At 62.4% G+C, this 22666-nt stretch carries 33 protein-coding genes; 12 read left to right on the forward strand and 21 right to left on the reverse strand.

Annotated features, from left to right (window positions below; translation table 11 throughout):
- The first annotated feature begins 448 nt into the window (after positions 1–448).
- Positions 449–640: a hypothetical protein gene (locus BM045_RS11285; RefSeq protein ID WP_092183320.1), complete on the forward strand. Its 192-nt coding sequence runs from the start codon at positions 449–451 to the stop codon at positions 638–640.
- 35 nt (positions 641–675) lie between these two features.
- On the opposite strand, the gene BM045_RS11290 is transcribed toward BM045_RS11285, so the two are convergent.
- Positions 676–1680 carry an adenosine kinase gene (locus BM045_RS11290; RefSeq protein ID WP_092183322.1) on the reverse strand — a complete coding sequence of 335 codons (1005 nt, stop codon included), beginning with the start codon at positions 1678–1680 and terminating at the stop codon, positions 676–678.
- 72 nt (positions 1681–1752) lie between these two features.
- Positions 1753–2316, reverse strand: a complete 564-nt coding sequence (locus tag BM045_RS11295; protein WP_092183324.1) for a TetR/AcrR family transcriptional regulator — start codon at positions 2314–2316, stop codon at positions 1753–1755.
- 59 nt (positions 2317–2375) lie between these two features.
- Between BM045_RS11295 and BM045_RS11300 the strand changes: the two genes are divergently transcribed.
- Positions 2376–2828: a DUF2214 family protein gene (locus BM045_RS11300; RefSeq protein ID WP_092183326.1), complete on the forward strand. Its 453-nt coding sequence runs from the start codon at positions 2376–2378 to the stop codon at positions 2826–2828.
- Between the two features lie 135 nt (positions 2829–2963).
- On the opposite strand, the gene nth is transcribed toward BM045_RS11300, so the two are convergent.
- The gene (nth, locus tag BM045_RS11305; protein WP_092183328.1) at positions 2964–3656 is read right to left on the reverse strand and encodes an endonuclease III; all 693 of its coding nucleotides are present in this window, start codon (positions 3654–3656) and stop codon (positions 2964–2966) included.
- Positions 3657–3704: 48 nt separating this feature from the next.
- Here nth and BM045_RS11310 point away from each other — a divergent pair, with 48 nt between their 5' ends.
- Positions 3705–4190 (forward strand): DUF2244 domain-containing protein, encoded by a 486-nt coding sequence (locus tag BM045_RS11310; RefSeq protein WP_092183330.1) that lies wholly within the window; start codon positions 3705–3707, stop codon positions 4188–4190.
- A gap of 78 nt (positions 4191–4268) precedes the next feature.
- On the forward strand, positions 4269–5138 hold the full coding sequence (locus BM045_RS11315) for a bifunctional helix-turn-helix domain-containing protein/methylated-DNA--[protein]-cysteine S-methyltransferase (protein ID WP_244522971.1): 870 nt from the start codon (positions 4269–4271) through the stop codon (positions 5136–5138).
- A gap of 52 nt (positions 5139–5190) precedes the next feature.
- Here BM045_RS11315 and BM045_RS11320 read toward each other — a convergent pair whose 3' ends face one another.
- From BM045_RS11320 to dapB, 3 genes are read right to left on the reverse strand one after another with little or no spacing between them, the layout of a single operon-like run.
- Positions 5191–5805, reverse strand: coding sequence for a 2,3-bisphosphoglycerate-dependent phosphoglycerate mutase (locus BM045_RS11320; RefSeq protein ID WP_092183334.1), 615 nt, complete (start codon positions 5803–5805; stop codon positions 5191–5193).
- Positions 5802–6257 (reverse strand): EVE domain-containing protein, encoded by a 456-nt coding sequence (locus BM045_RS11325; RefSeq protein WP_092183336.1) that lies wholly within the window; start codon positions 6255–6257, stop codon positions 5802–5804. The genes BM045_RS11320 and BM045_RS11325 overlap by 4 nt, the downstream gene beginning before the upstream one ends.
- 5 nt (positions 6258–6262) lie before the next feature.
- Positions 6263–7090: a 4-hydroxy-tetrahydrodipicolinate reductase gene (gene dapB, locus BM045_RS11330; RefSeq protein WP_092183337.1), complete on the reverse strand. Its 828-nt coding sequence runs from the start codon at positions 7088–7090 to the stop codon at positions 6263–6265.
- 117 nt (positions 7091–7207) lie between these two features.
- On the opposite strand from dapB, the gene BM045_RS11335 reads away from it, so the two are divergent.
- Positions 7208–7558, forward strand: a complete 351-nt coding sequence (locus BM045_RS11335) for a VOC family protein (protein WP_092183339.1) — start codon at positions 7208–7210, stop codon at positions 7556–7558.
- On the opposite strand, the gene coaA is transcribed toward BM045_RS11335, so the two are convergent.
- From coaA to hisB, 8 genes are all read right to left on the reverse strand, one after another.
- Complete coding sequence (gene coaA, locus BM045_RS11340; RefSeq protein WP_092183341.1) at positions 7555–8505, reverse strand: type I pantothenate kinase; 951 nt, start codon at positions 8503–8505, stop codon at positions 7555–7557. The genes BM045_RS11335 and coaA overlap by 4 nt on opposite strands.
- Positions 8505–8822, reverse strand: coding sequence for a phosphoribosyl-ATP diphosphatase (locus tag BM045_RS11345; RefSeq protein WP_092183343.1), 318 nt, complete (start codon positions 8820–8822; stop codon positions 8505–8507). The genes coaA and BM045_RS11345 overlap by 1 nt, the downstream gene beginning before the upstream one ends.
- A 70-nt stretch (positions 8823–8892) precedes the next feature.
- Positions 8893–9687 carry an imidazole glycerol phosphate synthase subunit HisF gene (gene hisF, locus BM045_RS11350; protein WP_092183345.1) on the reverse strand — a complete coding sequence of 265 codons (795 nt, stop codon included), beginning with the start codon at positions 9685–9687 and terminating at the stop codon, positions 8893–8895.
- Positions 9684–10010 carry a hypothetical protein gene (locus BM045_RS11355; RefSeq protein WP_092183347.1) on the reverse strand — a complete coding sequence of 109 codons (327 nt, stop codon included), beginning with the start codon at positions 10008–10010 and terminating at the stop codon, positions 9684–9686. The genes hisF and BM045_RS11355 overlap by 4 nt, the downstream gene beginning before the upstream one ends.
- The gene (hisA, locus tag BM045_RS11360) at positions 10010–10741 is read right to left on the reverse strand and encodes a 1-(5-phosphoribosyl)-5-[(5-phosphoribosylamino)methylideneamino]imidazole-4-carboxamide isomerase (protein WP_092184157.1); all 732 of its coding nucleotides are present in this window, start codon (positions 10739–10741) and stop codon (positions 10010–10012) included. The genes BM045_RS11355 and hisA overlap by 1 nt, the downstream gene beginning before the upstream one ends.
- Positions 10738–11388: an imidazole glycerol phosphate synthase subunit HisH gene (gene hisH / locus BM045_RS11365; RefSeq protein WP_092183349.1), complete on the reverse strand. Its 651-nt coding sequence runs from the start codon at positions 11386–11388 to the stop codon at positions 10738–10740. Before hisH ends, hisA begins: the two co-directional genes overlap by 4 nt.
- Positions 11385–11732 (reverse strand): DUF2628 domain-containing protein, encoded by a 348-nt coding sequence (locus BM045_RS18910; RefSeq protein ID WP_170848476.1) that lies wholly within the window; start codon positions 11730–11732, stop codon positions 11385–11387. The genes hisH and BM045_RS18910 overlap by 4 nt, the downstream gene beginning before the upstream one ends.
- A 94-nt stretch (positions 11733–11826) precedes the next feature.
- Complete coding sequence (gene hisB / locus BM045_RS11375; protein WP_092183353.1) at positions 11827–12414, reverse strand: imidazoleglycerol-phosphate dehydratase HisB; 588 nt, start codon at positions 12412–12414, stop codon at positions 11827–11829.
- Positions 12415–12547: 133 nt separating this feature from the next.
- Here hisB and hslV point away from each other — a divergent pair, with 133 nt between their 5' ends.
- From hslV to hslU, 3 genes are read left to right on the forward strand one after another with little or no spacing between them, the layout of a single operon-like run.
- Positions 12548–13108, forward strand: coding sequence for an ATP-dependent protease subunit HslV (gene hslV, locus BM045_RS11380; RefSeq protein WP_092183355.1), 561 nt, complete (start codon positions 12548–12550; stop codon positions 13106–13108).
- Positions 13105–13629, forward strand: coding sequence for a GNAT family N-acetyltransferase (locus BM045_RS11385; RefSeq protein WP_092183357.1), 525 nt, complete (start codon positions 13105–13107; stop codon positions 13627–13629). The genes hslV and BM045_RS11385 overlap by 4 nt, the downstream gene beginning before the upstream one ends.
- Entirely contained in the window at positions 13622–14932 is a 1311-nt protein-coding gene (hslU, locus tag BM045_RS11390) for an ATP-dependent protease ATPase subunit HslU (RefSeq protein ID WP_092183359.1), read from the forward strand. The genes BM045_RS11385 and hslU overlap by 8 nt, the downstream gene beginning before the upstream one ends.
- A gap of 74 nt (positions 14933–15006) precedes the next feature.
- Here hslU and BM045_RS11395 read toward each other — a convergent pair whose 3' ends face one another.
- The 3 genes from BM045_RS11395 to BM045_RS11405 are packed head-to-tail and all read right to left on the reverse strand — an operon-like array spanning position 15007 to position 16699.
- On the reverse strand, positions 15007–15375 hold the full coding sequence (locus BM045_RS11395; protein WP_092183361.1) for a helix-turn-helix domain-containing protein: 369 nt from the start codon (positions 15373–15375) through the stop codon (positions 15007–15009).
- A complete protein-coding gene (locus tag BM045_RS11400) occupies positions 15372–15959 on the reverse strand; it encodes a Smr/MutS family protein (RefSeq protein ID WP_170848477.1) in 588 nt (195 codons plus the stop codon). Before BM045_RS11400 ends, BM045_RS11395 begins: the two co-directional genes overlap by 4 nt.
- Positions 15960–15985: 26 nt before the next feature.
- Positions 15986–16699, reverse strand: a complete 714-nt coding sequence (locus BM045_RS11405; protein ID WP_092183365.1) for a Tim44/TimA family putative adaptor protein — start codon at positions 16697–16699, stop codon at positions 15986–15988.
- 160 nt (positions 16700–16859) lie between these two features.
- On the opposite strand from BM045_RS11405, the gene BM045_RS11410 reads away from it, so the two are divergent.
- Both BM045_RS11410 and secB read left to right on the forward strand, forming a co-directional pair.
- Positions 16860–17309 carry an FxsA family protein gene (locus BM045_RS11410; RefSeq protein ID WP_092183367.1) on the forward strand — a complete coding sequence of 150 codons (450 nt, stop codon included), beginning with the start codon at positions 16860–16862 and terminating at the stop codon, positions 17307–17309.
- A 79-nt stretch (positions 17310–17388) separates the two neighbouring features.
- Entirely contained in the window at positions 17389–17901 is a 513-nt protein-coding gene (secB, locus tag BM045_RS11415; RefSeq protein WP_092183369.1) for a protein-export chaperone SecB, read from the forward strand.
- A 48-nt stretch (positions 17902–17949) separates the two neighbouring features.
- Here secB and dnaQ read toward each other — a convergent pair whose 3' ends face one another.
- The 4 genes from dnaQ to BM045_RS11435 are packed head-to-tail and all read right to left on the reverse strand — an operon-like array spanning position 17950 to position 20679.
- Positions 17950–18666, reverse strand: coding sequence for a DNA polymerase III subunit epsilon (gene dnaQ / locus BM045_RS11420; protein ID WP_092183371.1), 717 nt, complete (start codon positions 18664–18666; stop codon positions 17950–17952).
- On the reverse strand, positions 18663–19259 hold the full coding sequence (coaE, locus tag BM045_RS11425) for a dephospho-CoA kinase (RefSeq protein WP_092183373.1): 597 nt from the start codon (positions 19257–19259) through the stop codon (positions 18663–18665). Before coaE ends, dnaQ begins: the two co-directional genes overlap by 4 nt.
- A 2-nt stretch (positions 19260–19261) precedes the next feature.
- On the reverse strand, positions 19262–20089 hold the full coding sequence (locus tag BM045_RS11430) for a shikimate dehydrogenase (RefSeq protein WP_092183375.1): 828 nt from the start codon (positions 20087–20089) through the stop codon (positions 19262–19264).
- Entirely contained in the window at positions 20086–20679 is a 594-nt protein-coding gene (locus tag BM045_RS11435; RefSeq protein WP_092183377.1) for a Maf family protein, read from the reverse strand. Before BM045_RS11435 ends, BM045_RS11430 begins: the two co-directional genes overlap by 4 nt.
- 441 nt (positions 20680–21120) lie before the next feature.
- Between BM045_RS11435 and hemE the strand changes: the two genes are divergently transcribed.
- Together hemE and hemJ are read left to right on the forward strand one after the other, a co-directional pair.
- Positions 21121–22146: a uroporphyrinogen decarboxylase gene (gene hemE / locus BM045_RS11440; RefSeq protein ID WP_092183379.1), complete on the forward strand. Its 1026-nt coding sequence runs from the start codon at positions 21121–21123 to the stop codon at positions 22144–22146.
- Positions 22147–22176: 30 nt separating this feature from the next.
- Positions 22177–22605, forward strand: a complete 429-nt coding sequence (gene hemJ / locus BM045_RS11445) for a protoporphyrinogen oxidase HemJ (protein WP_092183381.1) — start codon at positions 22177–22179, stop codon at positions 22603–22605.
- Positions 22606–22666: the final 61 nt, after the last annotated feature.

Here is a 22666-nt window from a genome sequence, read left to right on the forward strand (position 1 = left end):
CGAATCGAGTCCATTTCAGTGCCAATTGCACAAAATCGCGTAGGAAGCCCCCAAAACGGCGAAAGTGGTTGCCGCTACCAACCCACCGGAGAGCTTCATACGCTGCTCTTTGGTCATTTTTGACGAATTTGACGGCAAAACCGCTCGATTACCTTGCAGCCCAGCATCGTTGCCGAGTAATTTGGAGCAGTAACGTTTTGAAGGTCAATAAGATGACATTAGCCCACGTCGTACGGCATCAAGAGCGCCGTGTCGTACGACAATAAGAAAGGGCCACAAAACGGATCGGTTCCAGCCGACCTGAAATGTGACCCATGGTGTCAGTGGAAAATCCAACCCGCTGGGCGGGAGTGCTAGGAATGTCGCTCTGACGGATGCTGTGTAAGCACCTTCAGATTCGCATGCTCTGGCCCCCGCTTCAAGGGAAATTTAGCCATGAGGCATAGCCATGCAGGACCGAAAGGTCACGCCGGACATGGTTCCGGTAATCAAACAGGCCCGACTGTTGAAGTACAACTACGCACGCATCGCGGCGTACTTCCAAATCAATCAGGGCCGCATTGCCGATGTGATGAAGGGACGCTTGTACCCGGATATCCCACCGGCACCAAACCTGCCTGCTGATTTTCCCTCAGCATAAGGAATGAATAGGAGGGGGCGACCTGCGGTTGCCCCTTACCCCACCAGACCATGCTGCCGGGTCAGGTCCTGCAGGTCCAGCTGCGGCCGTGCGCCGATATGCGAGATGACTTCCGATGCCGCCAGGCAACCCGTCTTCAACGCTGATTCCAGCGTCTGGCCGCGGGCCATGCCCAGGAGGAAGCCCGATGCAAAAAGATCGCCGGCGCCGGTGGCGTCCACCACCTTGTCGATGGGGAAGGCGGGGACAGAGGTGACTTCGCCATTGTAAACGACCATGGCCCCGTCGGCGCCCATGGTGATGGCGGCCAGTTCGGTATCCTTGGCGACCTGGCGCACGGCTTCGCCGAGGTCCTCGGTCTCGTAGAGGGACTTGAGCTCATGCACATTGGCAAAGACATAGTCGATGGTCTTTGAGCGCATCAGGTCGAGAAATTCGGCGCGATAGCGATCGACGCAGAAGGGGTCCGAGAGGGTGAAGGCGGTGGCGCGCTCGACCTTGTGGGCATAATGGGCGGCCAGCACGAAAGCCTTCTTGGCCTCGGCCGGATCCCAGAGGAAGCCTTCCATATAGGTGATGGCGGCCGCGCCGATCTCGTCGGGCTTGATATCCTGTTCGGTCAGCTGCTGGCAGGCTCCGAGATAGGTGTTCATGGTGCGCTCGCCATCGTCGGAGACGAAGATCATGCAGCGGGCGGTCAGAGCGCCATTCTTGAGGCGGCTGGTGTTGTAATGCACGCCGATCTGGTTGAAATCGGTCTCGAAGACATCGCCGAGCAGGTCATCGGCCACCTTGCCGACAAAGGCGGCACGGCCACCGAGCGAGGCGACGCCGGCTGCGGTATTGGCGGCGGAACCGCCGGAAATCTGCTGCCGCTCCAGCGGCATGCGCGAATAAAGGTCCTCTGCCCGATCGGTATCGATCAGGTGCATGATGCCCTTGTTCATGCCTTCCGCCTCGATGAAGCCCTCAGGCGCCGGTGCGATGATGTCGACAATCGCATTGCCGATGGTGAGGACGTCGAAGCGGGTCTGGGTCATGAAAAGATCCGGCAGGAGGGAAAGCCGTCAGCCGGTTTAGAGGAAGCGCGCCGGATGGGCAACCGTAACGGGTCAATGGTTGTCGATGATTTCGGCCACCAAGGCTTCAATGTCTTCCCCGGCCTGGATGGCGATCTGGCCATCGAGCAGCAGGACGGCCAAGCCATGCACGCGGGCCCAGGCGGCGAGCGCGGCGACCCGGCCAGCCTCGACCTCCTGGCCCGTCACATGGCGCAGCGTACGATAGGCGGCATCGGCGGCCATGCGCAGGCCGGGACGGTTATCGCGGCGCAGGGCCGGCGAAAACATCAGGCGGAACAGGTTGGGATTATCGAGGGCGAATTTCACATAGGTGCGGCCCATGGCCGACATGTGATCCAGCGTGTCATTGGTGGCGATGCCCTCCATCAGCCGGGTGAAGCGTTGAAAGCCAGTCACGGCGAGGGCTTCGAGCAAAGCGCCGCGGCTGTCGAAATGCCGGTAGGGCGCGGCCGGCGAGACACCCACTGCCCGCGCCACGTCGCGCAGGCCAAGCCCGGCCTCGCCCTCGCGCTCTAGGATCAGCAGGGCCGCCTCAAGCAGCGCATTGCGCAGGTCGCCATGGTGATAGGGGGCGTTGGCAAGGGATGTTGACATTGTTCACTTCACTCTGACAGTATGTAAGCAGGGATAACATAGAGCGTTGAGGGCTCCAAATGGATATCGACCTGCTTCTGGCCATTGCCCATCATCTGGCGGTGTTCACTCTGGTGGCGCTCTATGCCGTCGAATTTGCGCTATTGCGGCCGGGACTGGCGGGTCCGCGCATTCGCCAGTTAGCCAAGGTGGACGCGGCCTATGGGGCACTGGCCGGGGTGGTGATCGTGGTCGGGATCATCCGGGTGATCTTTGGCGCGGTGGGCTGGCAATATTACGTCGGTAACCATGCCTTCTGGGGCAAGATGGCGGCGTTTCTGATGATGGGGCTGCTCACCATCCAGCCGACGATTGCGGTGCGAAAGTGGCTGAAGGCTTTGGATGCGGATGAAGGTTATGTGCCGCCAGCTGCGGAGATCGCGACGAGCCGGCGGTTCGTGCATATCCAGGCGGGTGTGCTGCTGCTGATCCCGGTGTTTGCTGCGGCGATGGCTCGGGGTTACGGGAGCTAAAGGCAAGAAGCAAGAATATCCCCTCCTAGCCTCCCCTTGAAAAAGGGGAGGGACAGATCCAGCTTGCGGCACAATCGAGGGCTATCACCGCACGGATTCCCCCTTTCAGGAGGAGGTTAGGTGGGGGTATCCCCTTCAGGAAACATGCTTGGGCAATGGCTTGTTGGGGGCCGGCGTCTTCGGCTCGAACCGGCACCATTCGGCAATCGCGCAGCGCCAGCATTCCGGTTTGCGCGCCTTGCAGACGTAGCGGCCGTGCAGGATCAGCCAGTGATGGGCATGCAGCATATATTGTTGGGGGATGACCTTGAGCAGGGTCAGCTCCACCGCCAGCGGCGTCTTGCCGGGAGCGAGGCCGGTGCGGTTGCCGACGCGGAACAGGTGGGTATCCACCGCAATCGCCGGCTGCTTGAACCAGATATTGAGCACGACATTGGCGGTCTTGCGACCGACGCCGGGCAGGGCTTCCAGCGATTCCCGGTCATCCGGAACTTGGCCGCCATGCAGGTCGATCAGCATCTGGCTCAGCGTGAAGACGTTCTTGGCCTTGCCGCGATAGAGGCCGATGGTCTTGACTAGCTCGGTGATGCGCTCGACGCCCAGAGCCACCATCTGCTCGGGCGTGGTGGCCAGAGCGAACAGATGCTTGGTCGCCTTGTTGACGCCGACGTCGGTGGCCTGGGCGGAGAGCACCACCGCCACCAGCAGCGTGAAAGCGTTGGAATAATCCAGCTCACCCTTGGGTTCGGGCTCGATCTCGTGGAAGCGGTTGAAGATGGCTTCCACATCGGCCTTTGGCAGGGTCTTCACTTTTTTCGCCGCAGGCATTCTCTCATCCGTGATTCTGGGCCTATAGTCAGTGCCCAAGAGTGCACCATGCCGATGCAAGCCACTACCACAGCGCCGCTGTTTTCTGCAGCCCTTCGACCGGATCGATCGCCCGGCGTGGTCGGCGGCTGGGTCGCGCTGGTCGTGGCGACGGTGCTGGCTTCGCCGCTTGTTCTCTTCGTACCAGAGATGCTGCTGCCGGCTAGCGCGGCCTTTGTCGCCGGGGTCGTCAGCATGAGCCTGCTCTCGGTGCAGCAGTCGCACCGTCGTCGCATGCGGCAGCAGGTGACGCTATGGCCGGATCAGCTGGAGATCGCCACGAGCCAGAAAAAGGGCGAGCGGGTGCTGAAGCGCTTCGATCCCAAGACCGTGCGGCTGATCCTTGACCGCGACGATAATGAAAAGGTTTTGGCCCTGCGCCTGCGCAGCGGCAAGGAAGAGTTCGAGCTGGGCGCTTTCCTGACGCCGCAAGATAAATCCAGCTTCGCCAAAGCCTTCGGCACGGCGCTGCGCAAGGCGCGGCAGGAGGCCTGAGCCGGCGTCAAAACCGGGTCGCCTGTTTCTCGCTATTCCCTAAGATTGACACCCAGAGCCAAGCCAATGGGTGTTGCCATGAACCAGATCGCCTCCATGACCCCCGCGAGTGATTACGACACGATCCAGGCCGCCATCCGCTATCTGTCGGAAAACGGTCCCGACGTGGCCGACCTGCCGCGATTTGCCCGCGCGCTGGGCCTCAGCGAGCGTCAGCTGACCGACCTGTTCCGCCGCTGGTGCGGCCTCAGTCCCAAGAGCTTTGCCCAGGCGGTAGCGCTCGATCATGCCAAATCCCTACTGCGCAATCAGGAGAGTGTGCTCCATACGACCTATGAAGTGGGCCTGAGCTCCACATCGCGACTGCATGATCTGTTCGTGACCTATGAGGCCATGCCGCCGGGAATTTTCCGAGCCGGCGGGGCAGGGCTCGACATGATCTGGGGCGCCGCGCCATCGCCCTTCGGGCTGGCCGTGGTGACGGCCACCGAGTATGGCATGTCAGGGCTGGGCTTTGCCGATGAAAGCACCAGCGTGCAGCAGGCCTTCGAGGACCTGGCCAATCGCTGGCCCAATGCCCGCTTCACCCGCAATGACGCCAAGGTGGCGCCGATGATTGCCCAGGCGTTTGATCCGGCACATTGGTCGCCGGAGCGACCAGTGCGGGTGGTTCTCATCGGCACGGATTTCGAAGTGCAGGTCTGGGAGACGCTGCTGAAGATTCCGGTCGGCTGCGCCACGACCTATCAGAGCGTCGCCAGTCATATCGGCCGGCCGACTGCGGCAAGGGCGGTGGGTGCGGCGGTGGGGAAAAACCCGATCAGCTTTGTGGTGCCGTGTCACCGCGTCGTTGGGACGTCGGGGGCGCTGACGGGCTATCACTGGGGCGTGCCGCGCAAGCGGGCGATTCTGGGCTGGGAAGCCGGCGTGGTATCGGCGGCGCATTAAATGCAAAGGGCGCCCATCGGGCGCCCTCGTTTCACGTGAATCCAAACTGCGGTCAGATTTCGACCCGCGCTTCCAGCTTCCCGTCGGCGCCGATCTGGTAAATCGTCGGCTCGCCGGTGGCGATTTCGCGCTTCAGGATCTGTTCCGGTGTCAGGCCTTCGATGGCCATCACCAGCGCGCGCAGCGAATTGCCATGGGCGGCGACAAGCACGGTCTTGCCCTGCTGGAGCTGCGGCAGGATCTCGGCTTCGTAATAGGGCAGGGTGCGCTCGGCCGTGGTCTTCAGCGACTCGCCACCCGGCGGCGGCACGTCATAGGAACGGCGCCAGATCAGCACCTGCTCCTCGCCCCACTTGACGCGGGCGTCATCCTTATTGAGGCCGGAGAGCTCGCCATAGTCGCGTTCGTTGAGCGCGATATTGCGGGTGATGGTGACATTGAGAATGCCCATCTCCTCGAGGATCAAGTCGAGCGTGTGCTGGGCGCGGCGCAGCGCGGAGGTGTAGAACAAGTCGGGGACGATACCCTTGCCCTTGAGCGCCTGGCCGGTGGCGCGGGCCTCCCCGATCCCCTGTTCGGTCAGGTTGGGATTGCGCCAGCCGGTGAAGAGGTTGGAGAGATTCCACTCGCTCTGGCCGTGGCGGACGAGGATCAGGGTACCGGTCATTCTTGGTCTCCGAAATGAAAGTTCTGGCCGGCGCCCATGGCATCGGCAATGCGGGAAAAGTCGGCAGCGCTGGTCTTGAACAGCGACTTGCGGAAATACATGCCCCAGTGGCTGCGGTCGGTGACGAACTCAAGCTGGGGCAGCAGGAAATAGATATCGGCCTCCTGCGCGTCGAAATAGTGGGCACGACGGCTCCAGGCCTCGACGCCGGCGCCCATGACGGGGCTGGGTTCGGGCTCGCCTTCGGCGATGACGCCGATGGCGGTGAAGCGGCGCACCGCGTCCTTGCCGCCCAGCGTTTCGGTCGGGGAATAATAGGCGAAGGCATCGCCGGGGCGGAGCTGTTTCACCGCGCTATGCTTGCCATGGGCGAACATGACAAAGCCCTGCTGGTGGCCGACACGCACGTGCGCGGCCGCTGCCACCCCGATCCAGCAGGTCGGCGTGGTCATGGCGCTCAGAGCCCCAGCACGTCGGTCATGGCATAGAGGCCCGCGGGTTGCTTGGCCGCCCAGAGTGCGGCGCGGGCGGCGCCATTGGCATAGATGGTGCGATCCTGGGCGCGGTGGTTGAGCTCGATGCGTTCGGACTGGCCGGCGAGGATCACCATATGGTCGCCGATGACATTGCCACCGCGCAAAGTGGCAAAGCCGATGGTCCCGGCTTCGCGCGGGCCGGTATGGCCGTCGCGGACCTTGACCGCATGATCCTTGAGGGCGATGTCGCGGCCCTTGGCAGCGGCTTCGCCGAGCAGAAGCGCCGTGCCCGAGGGGGCATCGACCTTCTTGTTGTGGTGCATTTCAAGGATTTCAATGTCGTAGTCGGCCAGCGCGGCGGCGGCCTTTTCGACGAGATTGGCCAGCACCACCATGCCCATGGAGAAATTGCCGGACTTGACGATTTTCGCGCCGGCCTTGGCAGAGGCGGCGATGGCGGCGTCATCGTCTTCGGAGCAACCCGTCGTGCCGATGATATGGACCAGACCGAGCTTGGCGGCCTTTTGGGAGAGAGCGACGCTAGCGGCGGGGGCGGTGAAGTCGATCACTGCATCGGCGCCGACCAGCGCTGCGTCGATGTCATCGCTGATCATCACGCCCAGCGCCTCGATACCGGCATAGAGACCCGCGTCCTGGCCAACGCCCGGCGAACCGGGGCGATCGACAGCGGCGTGCAGCCGCGCTGCCGCGCCATGCAGCGACACACCGCTCAGCCCAGCGACGGCCCGGATATTGGCCACGCCCATGCGGCCACCGGCGCCTGCGACCACGACCCTCAGATCTGCCATCTGTCTCGTCTCCCTTTGCGCTCGCCTATAGCAGCGCCCAGGGAAAGTGCCAACAGCCGTGCCGCATTGCCGTCACCATGCTAGGATTGAAATTGCAGCAAAACCAAGGGGCCTGATTTGACCATCACCAACGCGCTGGCCGGTATCGCGGTGGACGATATCAACGAGGCGCTCGACTATTACGAGCGGCTGTTCGGCCGTCCTGCCGATGCGCGGCCGATGAATGACGTGGCGGAATGGAAACTGCCCGGCGGCGGCTGGGTGCATGTCGCCACCGATGCCGACCGCGCCGGGGCGTCCAACCTGACGCTCATTGTCGATGACCTCGCCGAAGAGCTGGGCCGGCTGGGGCTGCATGGGCTGGCGCCGGTGTCGAAAGCCATGGGCGATTTTTTCAAGACCGCGAAATTCCGCGATCCGGATGGCAATCAGATCGTGCTGAGCCAGCCGCAGCAGGGGACGTATTAGACCCGTCGCAGCTTCACATCCTCGATCAGATGATTCTTGCCCTTCTTGAGCACTAGGTCGGCACGGCCTCTGGTCGGCAGGACGTTGTCGAGCAGGTTGGGCAGGTTGATGGTCCGCCACACCATCTTGCCGAATTCGCCGGCCTCGGCCTCGCTCATTTCGGCGAAGCGGCGGAAGAACGACGTCGGGTCCTTGAAAGCCGTTTCGCGCAGGCGGAAGAAGCGCTCCATGAACCAGGCTTCGAGATCGTCATTGTCGGCGTCGATATAGATTGAGAAGTCGAGGAAGTCGGAAGCAAAGAGGATCGGCTTGCCGTCTTTGGGCAGCTCGCCCGGCTGCAGGATGTTGAGCCCTTCGACGATCAGGATATCCGGCCGGCCGATGGTCTTGTCGCCGCCGTCAACCACGTCATAGACGAGGTGCGAATAGACCGGCACCTGCATTTCTTCCTTGCCCGATTTGATGTCGGAGAGGAATTGCACGAAGCGGGCGCGATCGTAGCTTTCGGGAAAGCCCTTGCGCTCCATGATGCCGCGCTCGGCCAGCACCTTGTTGGGATAGAGGAATCCGTCGGTGGTGACGAGATCGACCTTGGGGCTCGACGGCCAGCGCTGCAGCAGGGCTTGCAGGATACGCGCGGTGGTCGACTTGCCCACCGCGACCGAGCCGGCGACGCCGATGATGAAGGGCACTTTCTGGTCGGGCGTCTCGAGGAAGCGCGTCGAGACATTGTGCAGGCCCTGGATGGCCTCGACGTAGAAGCTCAGCAGGCGCGTCAGTGGCAGGTAGACCTCTTCGGCTTCTTCCAGCGAGATCGGATCGCTCAGCGTGCGGAGGCGGGAAATATCCTCGCGCGTCAGCGTCATCGGCTCGTCGGCGCGCAAGGCGCTCCACTCGGCCTTGGTGAAGGAATGATAGGGCGCGAGGACTGGCTGCCGCTTGGCCATTAGTTTTGGTCCTTGCGCGAGGCTTTTTCGGCGAGGCCGGACTGGGCGGTCCGAGCGTCCAGTTCGGCCATGACTTCGGAGAGCGGAATATCGGCAGCCTTCAGCACCACCAGCAGGTGATAGAGCAGGTCGGCGCTCTCCTTGACCAGCTCGGTGCGGTTGCCGGTGACGGCGGCGATCACCGCCTCGGTGGCTTCCTCGCCGACTTTCTGCGCGCATTTTTCCATGCCACGAGAGATCAGCTTGGCCGTGTAGCTTTCATCGGGCGAGGCCGCGGCGCGCAGGGCAATGCGGGATTCGAGTTCGTCGAGGGTCATGTGGTCAGGTCCTTCCGCCACCGCGATGGGAGAGGCTTAGAGCAAATATCGCGCGATCCGTCACTATAACCTAGGCAGCATCCATACGGACGGCCACGCCATGTTCGCGCATATATTGCTTGGCCTGAGGGATGGTGAAGGTGCCGAAGTGGAAGATCGACGCTGCCAGAACGGCGCTGGCATGGCCTTCGGTGACGCCATCGACCAGATCCTGCAGCGACCCGACGCCGCCCGAGGCAATCACCGGCACTTCGACCGCATCGGCAATGGCGCGGGTCAGCTTGAGGTCAAAACCGGACTTGGTGCCGTCGCGATCCATCGAGGTCACCAGCAGTTCGCCAGCGCCGCGCTCGACCATGCGGCAGGCAAATTCCACCGCGTCGAGGCCGGATGGCTTGCGACCGCCATGAGTGAAGATTTCCCACTCGGACCGATTGTCGCCACCGACGCGCTCGGTCAGCCGCTGCTTGGCGTCGACCGAAACGACGATGCATTGATTGCCGAATTTGTCGGCGGCGCGGGAGATGAAATCGGGGTCGTTCACCGCAGCCGAATTGATCGCCACCTTGTCGGCCCCGGCCAGCAGGAGCTTCCGAATGTCTTCGATGGTCCGCACGCCACCGCCGACGGTGACCGGCATGAAGCAGTGCTCGGCGGTGCGGGCGACGACGTCGAAAATCGTGTCGCGACCTTCGTGGCTGGCGGTGATGTCGAGGAAGGTTAGCTCGTCGGCGCCCGCGGCATCATAGGCCATGGCGGCTTCCACCGGATCGCCGGCATCGCGCAGGTCGACGAATTGCACGCCCTTGACCACGCGGCCGCCCATCACGTCGAGGCAGGGGATCAGACGGGTCTTGAGGGTCATGGACGGGAGTCCTCTGAGAGTTTGCGGCGCCAGACGGTGCGGTGGATGATCAAGACGATCACCCAGATGATGAACAGCACGAAGGCCAGCGGGAAGGTGGCGAACATCAGCCAGGTCAGCACGCCCATGGTATAGAGCGTATCACCCCAATCGACGCCTGCGATGATACAGGGATTGGACGAACCCTCGTTGAGGATGCAGCCATTGGCTTCGGCAATGAAGGCAGCGCTGATGCCCGTTATCATCGGAAACACCGAAAATATGGCGATCGCGACCAGCGCAATCCAGTACCACTTCATGCCGAACTTGCGCGGCTCGCTCATCAGGCGGCAGCCTTGAGCAAGGCCAGTGCTTCACGTGAATCAATGCGGCCGTCGTATAGCGCGCGGCCGGAAATGGCGCCTTCGAGCACTCTGGCGTCCGGCTGAGTCAGGCGGGTGATATCGGCCATCGAGGCGAGGCCGCCCGAGGCGATCACCGGAATGGATGTGGCGCGGGCCAGCTCGAGGGTCGAGTCCCAGTTGATGCCGGCCAGCACGCCGTCGCGGTCGATATCGGTATAGATGATGGCGGCCACGCCAGCGCCTTCGAAGCGCTTGGCGAGTTCGATGATGCTGAGTTCGGAGGTTTCCGCCCAGCCTTCCACCGCCACCATACCCTTGCGCGCATCGATGCCGACGGCGACCTGGCCGGGCCATTTCCGGGCGGCTTCCTTCACCAGCGCCGGATCGCGCACCGCGACCGTGCCGAGGATGACGCGGGCGAGGCCCTTGTCGAGCCAGGATTCGATATGGGCCAGCGTGCGAATGCCGCCGCCGAGCTGGACCGGGAATTTCACGGTCTTGAGGATGGCGTCCACTGCCGCGCCATTGACGCTCTCACCAGCAAAGGCGCCGTTGAGGTCGACGACGTGGAGGTATTCAAAGCCCTGCTCTTCGAAACTCTTGGCCTGGGCGGCGGGATCGTCGTTGAAGACGGTAGCCTGCTCCATGTCGCCCAGCTTGAGGCGAACGCATTGCCCGTCCTTGAGGTCGATGGCGGGAAAAAGGATCACGGCGTCCACCTCAAGAAATTCTCGATCAGCTTGAGCCCCAGTGCCTGGCTTTTTTCCGGGTGGAACTGGGTGCCAAAAATATTGTCACGGCCGACGCAGGCGGTGACGGTGCCGCCATAATCGGTGGTGGCCAGCAGCGTGTCATCGCTATCGGTCACCAGGTGATAGGAATGCACGAAATAGGCGTGCAGCCCATCGGGACCATCGGGAATACCGGCCAGCAGGGCGTGCGGCCTGGTCACCGAAATGGTGTTCCAGCCCATGTGCGGAATCTTGAGGCTCGGATCGGATGGCGTGATCTTCTGCACCGCGCCGGGGATCCAGCCGAGGCCGGGAGTGACCACCTTCTCGCGGCCTTCGGAAGCCAGCAATTGCATGCCGACGCAGACGCCCAGAAACGGCGTGCCGCCGCGGATGACCTTTTCGTCCAGCGCTTCGACCATGCCTGAAACAGCATCGAGGCCCGCCTTGCAGTCGGCGAAGGCGCCGACGCCGGGCAGCATGATGCGGTCGGCCTGGCGCACGCGCTCAGGATCGGCCGTGACCTCAACGGTAATATCGCCGACGACAGCCGCCATGCGCTCGAAGGCCTTTGCGGCCGAATGCAGGTTGCCGGCGCCGTAATCGATAATGGTGACCAGGCTCATCGGATCGCCTCCAGTTGCGCCATGTCGGCACTCAATGCCACGCGCTCACCGCGATAGGTCCAGCCGCGCCAGGCAAGGGCATGACGACGCAGTCCGGATGCCGCAAAGCCGAGCCAGACGGCGGTGAGGAGATAAAGCGCGAAAGCCGCATCACCGCCGATGAAGCGCGACAGCAGGACAAGGGCGATGACCTTCAGCCCCCAGGCAACCAGTTCAAGCCACAAGCCATGCGCGGCGAGAAAGGCCGGCGGCAGGATAGCAGCGAACCAGGAGAAGCTCTCCGGCACGGCCGCCGGCAGGTCGGGCCGGCCCGGCTTGGGATCATAGATGGCGTAAAGCGTCACCGAACACTCCAAACTCTCGATGTCGTACTGGCTTGCGCCGGGGTGACACCGTGCTTGTGGGTGGATTAGTGCAAAAGGCCGGAAAACGAAAGGGTCAGAGCGAGCCCTTGGTGCTGGGCACCCGGTCACCGACGCGCGGATCGATTTCCACGGCCTCGCGCAGGGCGCGGGCGACGGCCTTGAACATCGACTCGGCCAGATGGTGGTTGTTGTCGGTGTAGAAGTTCTCGATATGAAGCGTGATGCCGGCATTCATGGCGAAAGCCTGGAAGAATTCGCGGAACAGCTCGGTATCCATCTCGCCGACCTTGTCGCGCGAAAATTCGGCGCGGAAGACCAGGAACGGGCGGCCGGAGACATCGAGCGCAGCGCGGGTCAGCGTGCCATCCATGGGCAGGTCGGCCGAGGCATAGCGACGAATGCCCTTCTTGTCGCCGAGGGCCTGCAAGATCGCCTGGCCCAAAGCGATGCCGACGTCTTCCGCCGTGTGGTGGAAGTCGATGTGCAGGTCGCCCTTGCAGGAGACATCCATGTCGATCAGCGAGTGGCGGCTGAGCTGGTCGAGCATGTGATCGAGAAAGCCGATGCCGGTCGCCATGCTATGCGCGCCGGTGCCGTCCAGGTTGATCGAGACAGCAATATCGGTCTCGTTGGTCTTGCGGGCAATGGTGGCGGTACGCATGGCGTCTTCTCCGGATGTCGGCGGCTGACTAGCAGATAGGCACAGCGGCGTGAAGATTGCGTTGCAAGCCAGCGCATTGCATTCCCGCCGGACACTCCTAAATATCAGCCAACAGTTCGGAGTATCTCCCCAAATGAGTGACAACAATTCCCCCGGCTGGCACGGGACGACCATCGTTTCCGTGCGCAAGGGCAATAAGGTCGTGGTGGCCGGCGATGGCCAGGTTTCCATGGGCCAGACCGTGATGAAGCACGGCGCCAAGAAGGTTCGCAGGCTGGCGGGTGGCAAGGTGATCGGCGGCTTTGCCGGTTCGACCGCCGATGCCTTCACATTGTTCGAGCGGCTCGAAGCCAAGCTGGAACAATATCCCGACCAGCTGATGCGCGCTGCGGTGGAACTGGCCAAGGACTGGCGCACCGATCGCTATTTGCGGAAGCTCGAAGCCATGATGATCGTGGCCGATGCCAAGGACACGCTGGTTCTCACCGGCAATGGTGACGTCTTGACGCCGGACCATGGCGTCATCGCCATCGGCTCGGGCGGCAATTATGCCCATTCTGCCGCGCTGGCTTTGCATCAGGCGACGGAGCTCGATGCCGAGGATATCGCCCGCCGCGCCATGAAGATCGCCGAGGAAATCTGCGTCTATACCAATGGCAATGTGACGGTCGAAAGCATTGACCTCAACTCATGAGCTTTGCCATCCGCCGGCTAACCCCTGACGATGTGGATGCCTATCGCGCCATCAGGCTTGAGGCCCTGACCGTATCGCCGGAATCCTACGGCACCGCGCCGGAGAGTTTTGCCGCTCGCTCCATCGTCTCGCTGCAAAAGCAGATGCAGCAGATGGCGTTTTTCGGCGTCATCGCTGCCGATGGCGCGCTCAGCGGCATCGTCGCTTACGGGCGGGATGACGGCGAGCGCGAGACCCATCGCGGCTGGCTGATGCAGGTCTATGTCAGGCCATCCATGCGCGGCACCGGCGCAGCGCTGGCAATGATGGAAGCAGCGGTGGACCATGCTCGCAGCGAAGTGATCCAGGTACATCTGATGGTCGGCGCGCATAATGCCCCGGCCATCCGGCTCTATCAAAAGGCGGGGTTCACCACCTATGGCACCGACCCCCGCTGCCTGCTCGTGAACGGTCGCTATATCGACGAACACATGATGGTGCGCTTCCTCGACGAGGCACCAGGAAAGACTCAAAATGACTGACACCAATTTCTCCCCGCGCGAGATCGTTTCCGAGCTCGATCGCAATATCGTCGGCCAGCATGACGCCAAGCGCGCGGTGGCCGTGGCGCTGCGCAATCGCTGGCGCCGGCAGCAGCTGAGCCCCGAGCTGCGCCGCGAGATCACCCCGAAGAACATCCTGATGATCGGGCCGACCGGCGTCGGCAAGACCGAGATTTCCCGCCGGCTGGCGCGCCTAGCCCAGGCGCCGTTCATCAAGGTGGAAGCGACCAAGTTCACCGAAGTGGGCTATGTCGGTCGCGACGTGGAACAGATCATCCGCGACCTGGTGGAAGCCGGCATTGCTGTGTTGCGCGACAAGCGCCGCGCCGATGTGCAGGCGCAGGCCCATGCCAATGCGGAAAACCGCGTGCTTGATGCCTTGGTCGGCACTTCGGCGACGCCCTCGACGCGCGACTCTTTCCGTAAAAAACTGCGCAATAATGAGATCGATGACAGCGAAATCGAGCTCGAAATGCAGCCGGCGCCCAATACCGGCGGCTTTGAAATCCCTGGCATGCCCAATGGCGGCGTGGGCATGATCAACCTCTCCGACATGTTCAAGTCGGCGATGGGCGGTCGCGGGGTCAAGCGCAAGATCAAGGTCAAGGATGCCTATGAGCCGCTGATCGCTGAAGAGGCCGACAAGCTGCTCGACCAGGAAGCGCTCAAGCACGAGGCCATCGAGCTGGTGGAAAACCACGGCATCGTCTTCATCGACGAGATCGACAAGGTAGCCCATCGCGAAGGCGGCGCCCAGGGCGGTCCGTCGCGCGAAGGCGTGCAGCGCGATCTGTTGCCGCTGATCGAAGGCACGACGGTTTCCACCAAGTATGGCCCGGTCAAAACCGACCATATCCTGTTCATCGCCTCGGGCGCTTTTCATGTGTCCAAGCCGTCGGACCTCCTGCCGGAGTTGCAGGGCCGCCTGCCGATCCGCGTGGAGCTGAAGGCGCTGACCCGCGAGGATTTCATCCGCATCCTCAACGACACCGACAATAGCCTGATCAAGCAGTACGTCGCGCTGATGGGCACCGAGGGCGTGACGCTGGACTTCACCACCGATGCCATCGAGGCGATTGCCGATGCGGCGGTGAAGGTCAATGACTCGGTCGAAAACATCGGCGCCCGGCGCCTGCAGACGGTGATGGAGCGGCTGGTGGAAGACATCAGCTTCGAAGCGCCGGACAAGCAGGGCCAGACCATCCAGATCAACGCGGCGTTTGTCGCGGACAAGGTGGGGGTTTTGGCCAAGGATACGGATTTGAGCAAGTTCGTCTTGTGATCTGACGTCACCCCACGCGCGGTGTCACCCCGGCCTTGAGCCGGGATGACATCGAGATGGGACAGAGGCGGGTTCTACCTCTTCTTCCCACTCCGCTTCACCAGCTCATCGCGCAAAAACCTTAGGTCCTCCACCTCCAGCTTGCCGATGTCCATCGCAAGCCGGTTGGTCAGCTCCGTCGCTTCGGGCGACAGGCCGCCCGTGTCGATCGTCACTTTCGGATCGCTCATCTCCGCCAGCCGCTGCAGCTCTTCCGCCTCATCCCAGATCACGTTGAAAAAGGTGATCATTCGATGCAGCAGAAACCCGGTCGGCTTGCCGCGCTTGCCGTGTTCCAGCGCCGAGAGATAGGCGCTCGAAACATTGAGCGCCGCCGCCATGTCTTTCAGCGAAATGCCGCGCTCCTCGCGCAATTGCCGGATTTTTGCACCGAGCGGGGTCATAGCCGGCGCAGGCGCACATACCACGCCCCCTCCCCACCATGGCCGCGTGCCGCGACGCTCCAGCCTGAAATCATCGGCGACAGCGAAGGTTCGCTGAGCCAGATCGGCAGCATGGTGCGCAGGATGCCGCGCTCGGTCATGGCCGCAATATAGTCGCTGTCGGTCTTGGTGCCCTTGCCGGTAATCACCAGCACCGTACGATCGCCACGGGCAAAGCGGGCATGGATAAAGCCATGCAGGGCCCCGCGCGCCTCGGTCTGAGTCATGCCATGCAGGTCGATCCGCCCGTCGATATCGATACGGCCGCGGCCGACCTTCTTGCGGATGGCCGGATCGACGGCTTTTTCCGGGACCTTGGCGCTGGACAAAGGCGCCTGATAGGGTGGGAGGAAAGGTTTTTTCGGCGGCTTCTTGCCAGGCGGCGGCTTGGTCGCGACCGGCGCCGGCTCGTCCATCACGGGCATGGGCAGGTGGCCGGTGGCGAGTTTCAGCAGGCCCTTGCGGCGCAGCGGATCAATGGTGGCAGCCACCGTCGTCCACAGATGAAAATCGTGCGGCAGGCGCTTGGGATCACGCTTGGACATGGAAAGGCGCCCGCCGCTTTGAAAAATTAGTCGAGCTGGCTGGTGGTGACGACCTTCCAGTTCGGATCGCGCGACTTGGGATTGCGGGCAAAGGTCCATTCGTCGGCGACGGTCTGCACCTGGTCGGCATTGCCATCGACCAGCGTGCCATCCTTGTCGCGGGTGGCCGAAACCACTTCGGCGTGGAAGCGCACGGTGATGAGCACGTTCTTCTTGTCATATTCGGCGTCGGAGATTTCCACCTTGGGCAGGCCGACAAAGGTGAAGTCGACCGTCTGGCCGGCCTTTTCGCGCTCGGCAATGGCGGCCTGGAAGCCGTCGAAGACTTCCTTCTCGAGGAGGTTTTTCAGCATCACGCGATCGCCGGCGGCATAGGCGGTGACGACCATTTCATAGGCCTGCTTGGCGCCTTCGAGGAAGCTTTTCGGCGTGAAGGTATTGTCGGCCTCGACCACCTGCCGGAAGCCGGTGGCCAATTCGGCATTGCCCTTGGCAAACTGCTCGATCTCGGCCTCGACCTTGCGGGCGCGATATTCGTCGTCCTGCTCGGGGGCAGGGGTGGCGCGCGGGCGCAGCGGCACCACCGTATCCTCAGCTGCCGCATCATTGGCCGGCTTGCGGCGTTCGACCGGCGGACGCTCATTGCCGGTGCGGGTGCCCAGCACCGAGCGCAGGCGGAACAGCACGAAGACTGCCACGGCAATCACGATGAGGGTGGGCAGATCGAAGAATTCATCCATTGGGCAATGCACCTTGCGTGAGCGCCGCAGAAAAAAGGCGCGGCAACGCTCGTTGAGCGTCCTGTTTGGCCTATATATAGGGAAAGCCTCACCCCAAAACCAGTTCACAACGGGGCGAGAGGCGATTTGTCGTAGCGACATATAGAAGGAAACCCAGACCTTGGCCCGATTTCTTGCGCTTGGCCTGCTCGTCCTGCCGATTATCGAGATCGCCATCTTCATCAAGGTGGGCCAGACCATCGGTCTCTTCCCCACCCTGGCGCTGATTATTGGCGCAGCTTTGCTCGGCGGCTTCCTGCTGCGCCAGCAGGGGCTTTCGGTGCTGACCCAATTGCGCGGCAATGTCAGCGCCGGCCGCATGCCGGGCCGGACCATTGCCGACGCAATGATGATCGGCGTTGCGGCGATCTTCCTGGTGCTGCCCGGATTTCTGAGCGACGTGGTCGCTTTGGCGCTGCTGCTGCCGCCAGTGCGCAGTTGGATCTATGCCGCTTTGGCCAGCCGGGTCACCGTGGTCGATACCACCACCAGCTATCGCCGGCAGGACCCGAGCGCCGGCCGGATCGAGGGCGCCATCGACCTCGACGAGGATGATTACCGCCCGCGCTAGAGCGGGCTCAGCCTTGTCGCTCCGGCGCAAAGATGCTAGCCACCCCGGCAAAGAAATTCCCTTCAAGGACGAGATGCACATGTCTGACGAAACCCAGGGCGGCGCTGCCCCGCAGGCTGCCAACCCACCGTCGATGAACCTGGTCGGTCAGTATATCCGCGACCTCTCCTTCGAGAACCCGGGCGCACCGGGTTCGATCATGGCTGGCGGCGGCAATCCGGCGTTCAACGTCTCGATCTCGGTCGGCGTCAAGAAGCAGGCCGACGACCTGTATGCCGTCGAGCTGACGCTCAATGCCAAGGCCAATCGCGAAGCCACGGTCCTGTTCAATGTGGAACTGGTGTATGGCGGCGTGTTCCGCCTCAAGAATGTGCCGGAAGTTCAGCTCAGCCAGCTGCTGATGATTGAATGCCCGCGCCTGATCTTCCCGTTTGCCCGCCAGGTTCTGGCCAGCGTCACCCAGCAGGGCGGCTTCCCGCCGCTGATGATGGAGCCGGTGGATTTCGCCGCCATCTATCGCCAGAACCTGCAGAAGCTCGCCGCCCAGCAGGGTGCCGCCGCTGCACCGGCCGAGCCAGAAAAGCTGAACTGATCTTTTGGCTTTGTGAAATTGAAGAAGCCCCGGGAGACCGGGGCTTTTTTATTGGGCTGCCGTGTCCACGGTCTCAACATACTGCGCCCAGATCGCGTCGGCGCCCATCTTGGCAACAATTGCCGCATGGGCGGCAGCCTCTTGCGGCGTCAGCCGTGAGGGCAGGGCGACCGGGCGCTGCGGTACCACGACACGGGTAGCGATCGCATCGGCACCCGACACGCGGGTTTCGGCGATCAGCGCCAGGCTGACCTGCTTGCCGCCGATCAGTTCGAGATAGACTTCGGCCAGGATCTCGCTGTCGAGCAAGGCGCCATGCAGCGTGCGGCGGGAATTGTCGATGCCGTAGTGCTTGCACAAGGCATCGAGGCTCACCCGAGCGCCGGGGTGCTTTTCGCGCGCCACCATCACCGTATCGATGACCTTGTTGGTCAGGCGGCCCTGGCCGGTTTTTTCCAGTTCGGCATTGAGAAAGCCCATGTCGAAGGGCGCATTGTGGATGACCAGCGTCGCGTCGCCGATAAACTCCCGGAAATCATTGGCCACCGCGCCAAACAGCGGCTTGTCGGCCAGGAATTCCTCGCTCAGCCCATGCACGCGGAAGGCTTCTGCCGGCATGTCGCGCTGCGGGTTGATATAGACGTGATAGTGCCGGCCCGAGGGAATGTGATTGATCAGCTCGACACAGCCGATTTCGACCAGCCGGTCACCCTGCTGCGGGGACAGGCCGGTGGTTTCGGTATCGAGCACAATCTCACGATTCAATGTTTTGGCCCTTTGGCTTTGATGCTGGCGACGAGTGCCGCGACCATTTTGACGGTCTCATGCACGGGCATGCCGGTATCGAACAGATAGGTGGCGCGCGCCTTCTTGTCCGCCTGTGGCATCTGGCGGGCAAGAATGGTGTCGAGCTTTTCCACCGTCATGCCCGGCCGCGCCAAAGCCCGCTGCCGCTGGATCGCTTCGTCGACCCAGGTCACCGCCACGGCATAGAAGCCATAGTCATAGCCACTTTCAAACAGCAGCGGCACTTCCACCACAGCCAGCTCGTGTCCCGCCAGTTCCGCCTCATCCATGAAACGGGTAATGCGGGCGCGCACCAGCGGATGCACCAGGGCTTCCAACCGCTTGAAGCCCGACGGGTCTTTCGCCAATTGCTGCGACAGCAGCGTGCGGTCGATCGCGCCATTGCGCGTCACGCCGGGGAAAGCCGCTTCTACCGGCGCCACAGCCTCGCCGGCATAGAGCTCCGCAACCGCCTCGTCAGCCGACAGCACCGGCACACCGAGATCGGAAAAAGCCTTGAGCACCGTAGACTTGCCCGTCGCGATGGAGCCGGTCAGTCCGATACGCCACATGCTCAATGCCCCAGGGTCGCTTCGATCGTCGCCCGCAGCGCCGGCGTGACCTCCGGCCGCACGCCGAACCAGGCCTCAAAGCCCGGCACGGCCTGATGCAGCAACATGCCGAGGCCATCGACCGTCTTGAGGCCATGCATGGTGGCATCCACCAGCAGCGGCGTCTTCAGCGGCGTATAGACGATATCGGTCACCAGCGCCGTCTTGGGCAGGAGGCCGAGATCGAAATCAAAGCCCGTGCCATGCATGCCGATGGAGCTGGTGTTGACGACAAGCCCGACCCGGGGTGCGTTTTCGGCCCATTCTTCAAGCCTATGCGCCAGGATAGGCCCGCCGATGGCCGCGGCAAGCGCCTCGGCATTGGCGAGGGTCCGGTTCAGCAGATGGATGCGGCCAAGACCGCGATGGCGCAGCGCGACCAGGATGGCACGGGCAGCGCCACCGGCGCCGATCACCACGGCCTCTTCCACCTTGTCGGACCATGCGGGCACGGCGGCATCGAGATTACCAAGAAAGCCCAGGTAGTCGGTATTGGTGCCAAAAACCCTGCCGTCGCGCAGGATCAGCGTATTCACCGCGCCGATTGTCCGCGCCAGCGGATCGACGTCATCACAGAGCGCAAACACCGCTTCCTTGTGCGGAATGGTGACATTGCCGCCGGCGAACTCGCCCGAACGCAGGCGATCGAAGAAGGCCGGCAGTTCGTCCGGCGCCACGTCGATCGCTTCATAGCTGCCGTCAATGCCATGCTCTGCCAGCCAGCTGCCATGGATCAGCGGCGAGCGGGAGTGGTTGATCGGATGGCCGATGACAAAGGCTTTGATGGTCACGAAAGCGCCTCGGGGGCAAAGCTGCGCAAGGCCGCCAGCAGCGGCAGCAAGGGCAGGCCCAGGATGGTGAAATAGTCGCCCGTCACCGTCTCGAACAGGCGAATGCTAGGCCCTTCCAGACGATAGGAACCGACCGACCCCAAGACCGCCTCGCCCTCGAGAGCCAGCACATGGTCGCGCTCCTCGGGAGTAAACTCGCGCATGGTCAGCTCTGCCGTCTGGATATCGGACCACAGCAGCTGGTTATCGCGCGCCAGCGCCACGGCAGCATGCAGGCGATGGGTCTTGCCGCGCAGATGATCGAGCTGGGCTATCGCCGCATAGCGGTCGGCCGGCTTGTGCAAAAGCTCGGTGCCGAGACCCAGCGTCTGGTCAGCGCCGATCACGATTGCCCCAGGATGGGCGGCGGAAACCGTTAACGCCTTGCGTTGTGCCAAGAGCAGCGCCACATCACGGCCATCGCCGCCGGCCGCCAAAGTTGCGTCCTCGAGGCTGCGTTCGTCGAGCGTGGCTGGCTCTGCGGAAAACTGCAATCCGGCCTGCGTGAGCAGGGCTTTGCGGGTTTCGCTCTGGCTGGCAAGGATCAACATGGCTTCATGTTTTCCACACTGTCATCCACAGCTCAAGCCCGGCCTGTGATAATGACTCATGACTTTGACCCGATGCCAAACTTGTTCGACTTGGTTACCAAAACATTAACAGGCTGGCGTCACATGCCTGTCAGAAATGGCTATGGATAGGTCTGGGGATAACTCATTCGATCTAACCCACGCTCGCCAAGCGGATTTGCACAGCGCGATTCGAATCGTTGACTCCGGAGTCGCCGCGTTAAGCTTTCGTTAATCAGTGTGAACGAGGGGTTAAGCCGGCTTCATGCACAGGCGCCGTTAGCGTCTCGTTTACCCTCTGCTGCGCGCTTCTGCCGCCACCATGGCAATTGTGGACAGCGCTTAATTGGCTCAAAACACCGCTATGATAATACTGATACGAAGTAAGAAAGACTCTTTAGGGGTTTTGAAGGGAAGTAAGTCGTGACCCACAAACCTCTGCTGGCAACGGTCCTGGGCGAGAAGCAGGAGCGGCCGCCGATCTGGATCATGCGCCAGGCCGGCCGCTATCTGCCGGAATACCGCGCCATCCGCTCGGAAGTGAAAAACTTTCTCGAGCTTTGCTACACGCCCGACCTTGCCACCGAGGTAACGCTGCAGCCTTTGCGGCGCTTCGATCTCGATGCCGCGATCCTGTTTTCCGACATTCTGGTTGTTCCCGATGCGCTCGGCCAGTCGGTGCGCTTTGAAGCCGGCGAAGGTCCGGTCCTTGATCCGGTGAGCGTGGACAGCATCGCCGGGCTTGGGAAGGAGATGGATCCGCTGACCCATCTCGCGCCGGTCCTTGAGACCGTGCGTCGCCTGCGCGCGGCCCTGGCACGGGAAAAGACCCTGATCGGCTTCTGTGGCTCTCCCTGGACCGTGGCGACCTATATGATCGGCGGTCGTGGCTCGCCAGATCAAGCCGCGGCGCGCTTGTTCGCTTTGCGCCATCCGGAAGCCTTCGCGGCGCTGATCGATGTGCTTGTCGAAACCAGCATCAACTATCTGGTTGCACAGTTTGAAGCCGGCGCCGATGTGGTGCAGCTGTTCGAAAGCTGGGCGCTCAATCTTGATGATGACGCCTTCACCAGCCGGGTCATCGAACCCAATCGCCGCATCGTCGAGGGCGTGCGGGCTCGGGTGCCTAATGCGCCGGTCATCGGCTTTCCGCGCGGCGCCGCCGGTAACTTGGCGCGCTATGCCGAAAAGACCGGCGTCAATGCCATGGGCATCGACTATGCGACGCCGCTGACCTTCGCCGCTAACCTGCCAAAACACCTGCCGCTGCAGGGCAATCTCGATCCGCTACGCCTTGTCGCCGGCGGCCAGCAGCTCGACGACCGCGTCGATGCGATCATCACGGCCTTTGCCGACCGGCCGCATATCTTCAATCTGGGCCATGGCATCGTGCCGGAAACCCCGATCGAACATGTCGCGCGACTGGTCGAGCGGGTGAAGAAGGGCTAGAGCCAGTTTTGAGCTGTTGAGGAGTTCAGAATGTATGAATGGGTCAAGGCCCTGCACGTGATCTCGGTGATCGCCTGGATGGCGGGGATGATGTATTTGCCCCGCCTCTTCGTCTATCACGCCGAATCTGCCGTCGGCTCCGACAAGTCCGAGACTTTCAAGGTGATGGAGCGCCGGCTGTATCGCGGCATCATCACCCCGGCGATGATCGCCACCTGGATATTCGGCCTTTGGTTGGCCTTCGGCTTCGGCATTGTGGATTTTTCGCAGGGCTGGATGTGGGTAAAAGCCGCCATGGTCCTGGCACTCAGCGGTGTGCACGGCTGGTATGGCGGCATGCTGCGCAAGTTCCAGAACGATGCGAACACGCGGCCGCATACATTCTACCGCGCGATCAACGAAATCCCCTTCGTGATTGCCATTGTCATCGTCATCATGGTGATCGTGAAGCCGTTTTGACTGAGCCTGCCATTCTGGCATAATCCCTCAGGCGTCACCTCAAATCGCGCCACTGGCGCGA

It is taken from the genome of Devosia sp. YR412, assembly GCF_900110945.1.
In the GTDB taxonomy this organism is placed as follows: Bacteria; Pseudomonadota; Alphaproteobacteria; order Rhizobiales; family Devosiaceae; genus Devosia.

Coding starts and splice junctions, on each gene's coding strand:
- BM045_RS11285 (WP_092183320.1), top strand. CDS start 449: ATGCAGGACCGAAAGGTCACGCCGGACATGGTTCCGGTAATCAAACAG.
- BM045_RS11290 (WP_092183322.1), bottom strand. CDS start 1,680: ATGACCCAGACCCGCTTCGACGTCCTCACCATCGGCAATGCGATTGTC.
- BM045_RS11295 (WP_092183324.1), bottom strand. CDS start 2,316: ATGTCAACATCCCTTGCCAACGCCCCCTATCACCATGGCGACCTGCGC.
- BM045_RS11300 (WP_092183326.1), top strand. CDS start 2,376: ATGGATATCGACCTGCTTCTGGCCATTGCCCATCATCTGGCGGTGTTC.
- nth (WP_092183328.1), bottom strand. CDS start 3,656: ATGCCTGCGGCGAAAAAAGTGAAGACCCTGCCAAAGGCCGATGTGGAA.
- BM045_RS11310 (WP_092183330.1), top strand. CDS start 3,705: ATGCCGATGCAAGCCACTACCACAGCGCCGCTGTTTTCTGCAGCCCTT.
- BM045_RS11315 (WP_244522971.1), top strand. CDS start 4,269: ATGAACCAGATCGCCTCCATGACCCCCGCGAGTGATTACGACACGATC.
- BM045_RS11320 (WP_092183334.1), bottom strand. CDS start 5,805: ATGACCGGTACCCTGATCCTCGTCCGCCACGGCCAGAGCGAGTGGAAT.
- BM045_RS11325 (WP_092183336.1), bottom strand. CDS start 6,257: ATGACCACGCCGACCTGCTGGATCGGGGTGGCAGCGGCCGCGCACGTG.
- dapB (WP_092183337.1), bottom strand. CDS start 7,090: ATGGCAGATCTGAGGGTCGTGGTCGCAGGCGCCGGTGGCCGCATGGGC.
- coaA (WP_092183341.1), bottom strand. CDS start 8,505: ATGGCCAAGCGGCAGCCAGTCCTCGCGCCCTATCATTCCTTCACCAAG.
- BM045_RS11345 (WP_092183343.1), bottom strand. CDS start 8,822: ATGACCCTCGACGAACTCGAATCCCGCATTGCCCTGCGCGCCGCGGCC.
- hisF (WP_092183345.1), bottom strand. CDS start 9,687: ATGACCCTCAAGACCCGTCTGATCCCCTGCCTCGACGTGATGGGCGGC.
- BM045_RS11355 (WP_092183347.1), bottom strand. CDS start 10,010: ATGAGCGAGCCGCGCAAGTTCGGCATGAAGTGGTACTGGATTGCGCTG.
- hisH (WP_092183349.1), bottom strand. CDS start 11,388: ATGAGCCTGGTCACCATTATCGATTACGGCGCCGGCAACCTGCATTCG.
- hisB (WP_092183353.1), bottom strand. CDS start 12,414: ATGCGTACCGCCACCATTGCCCGCAAGACCAACGAGACCGATATTGCT.
- hslV (WP_092183355.1), top strand. CDS start 12,548: ATGAGTGACAACAATTCCCCCGGCTGGCACGGGACGACCATCGTTTCC.
- BM045_RS11385 (WP_092183357.1), top strand. CDS start 13,105: ATGAGCTTTGCCATCCGCCGGCTAACCCCTGACGATGTGGATGCCTAT.
- hslU (WP_092183359.1), top strand. CDS start 13,622: ATGACTGACACCAATTTCTCCCCGCGCGAGATCGTTTCCGAGCTCGAT.
- BM045_RS11395 (WP_092183361.1), bottom strand. CDS start 15,375: ATGACCCCGCTCGGTGCAAAAATCCGGCAATTGCGCGAGGAGCGCGGC.
- BM045_RS11400 (WP_170848477.1), bottom strand. CDS start 15,959: ATGTCCAAGCGTGATCCCAAGCGCCTGCCGCACGATTTTCATCTGTGG.
- BM045_RS11405 (WP_092183365.1), bottom strand. CDS start 16,699: ATGGATGAATTCTTCGATCTGCCCACCCTCATCGTGATTGCCGTGGCA.
- secB (WP_092183369.1), top strand. CDS start 17,389: ATGTCTGACGAAACCCAGGGCGGCGCTGCCCCGCAGGCTGCCAACCCA.
- coaE (WP_092183373.1), bottom strand. CDS start 19,259: ATGTGGCGTATCGGACTGACCGGCTCCATCGCGACGGGCAAGTCTACG.
- BM045_RS11435 (WP_092183377.1), bottom strand. CDS start 20,679: ATGTTGATCCTTGCCAGCCAGAGCGAAACCCGCAAAGCCCTGCTCACG.
- hemJ (WP_092183381.1), top strand. CDS start 22,177: ATGTATGAATGGGTCAAGGCCCTGCACGTGATCTCGGTGATCGCCTGG.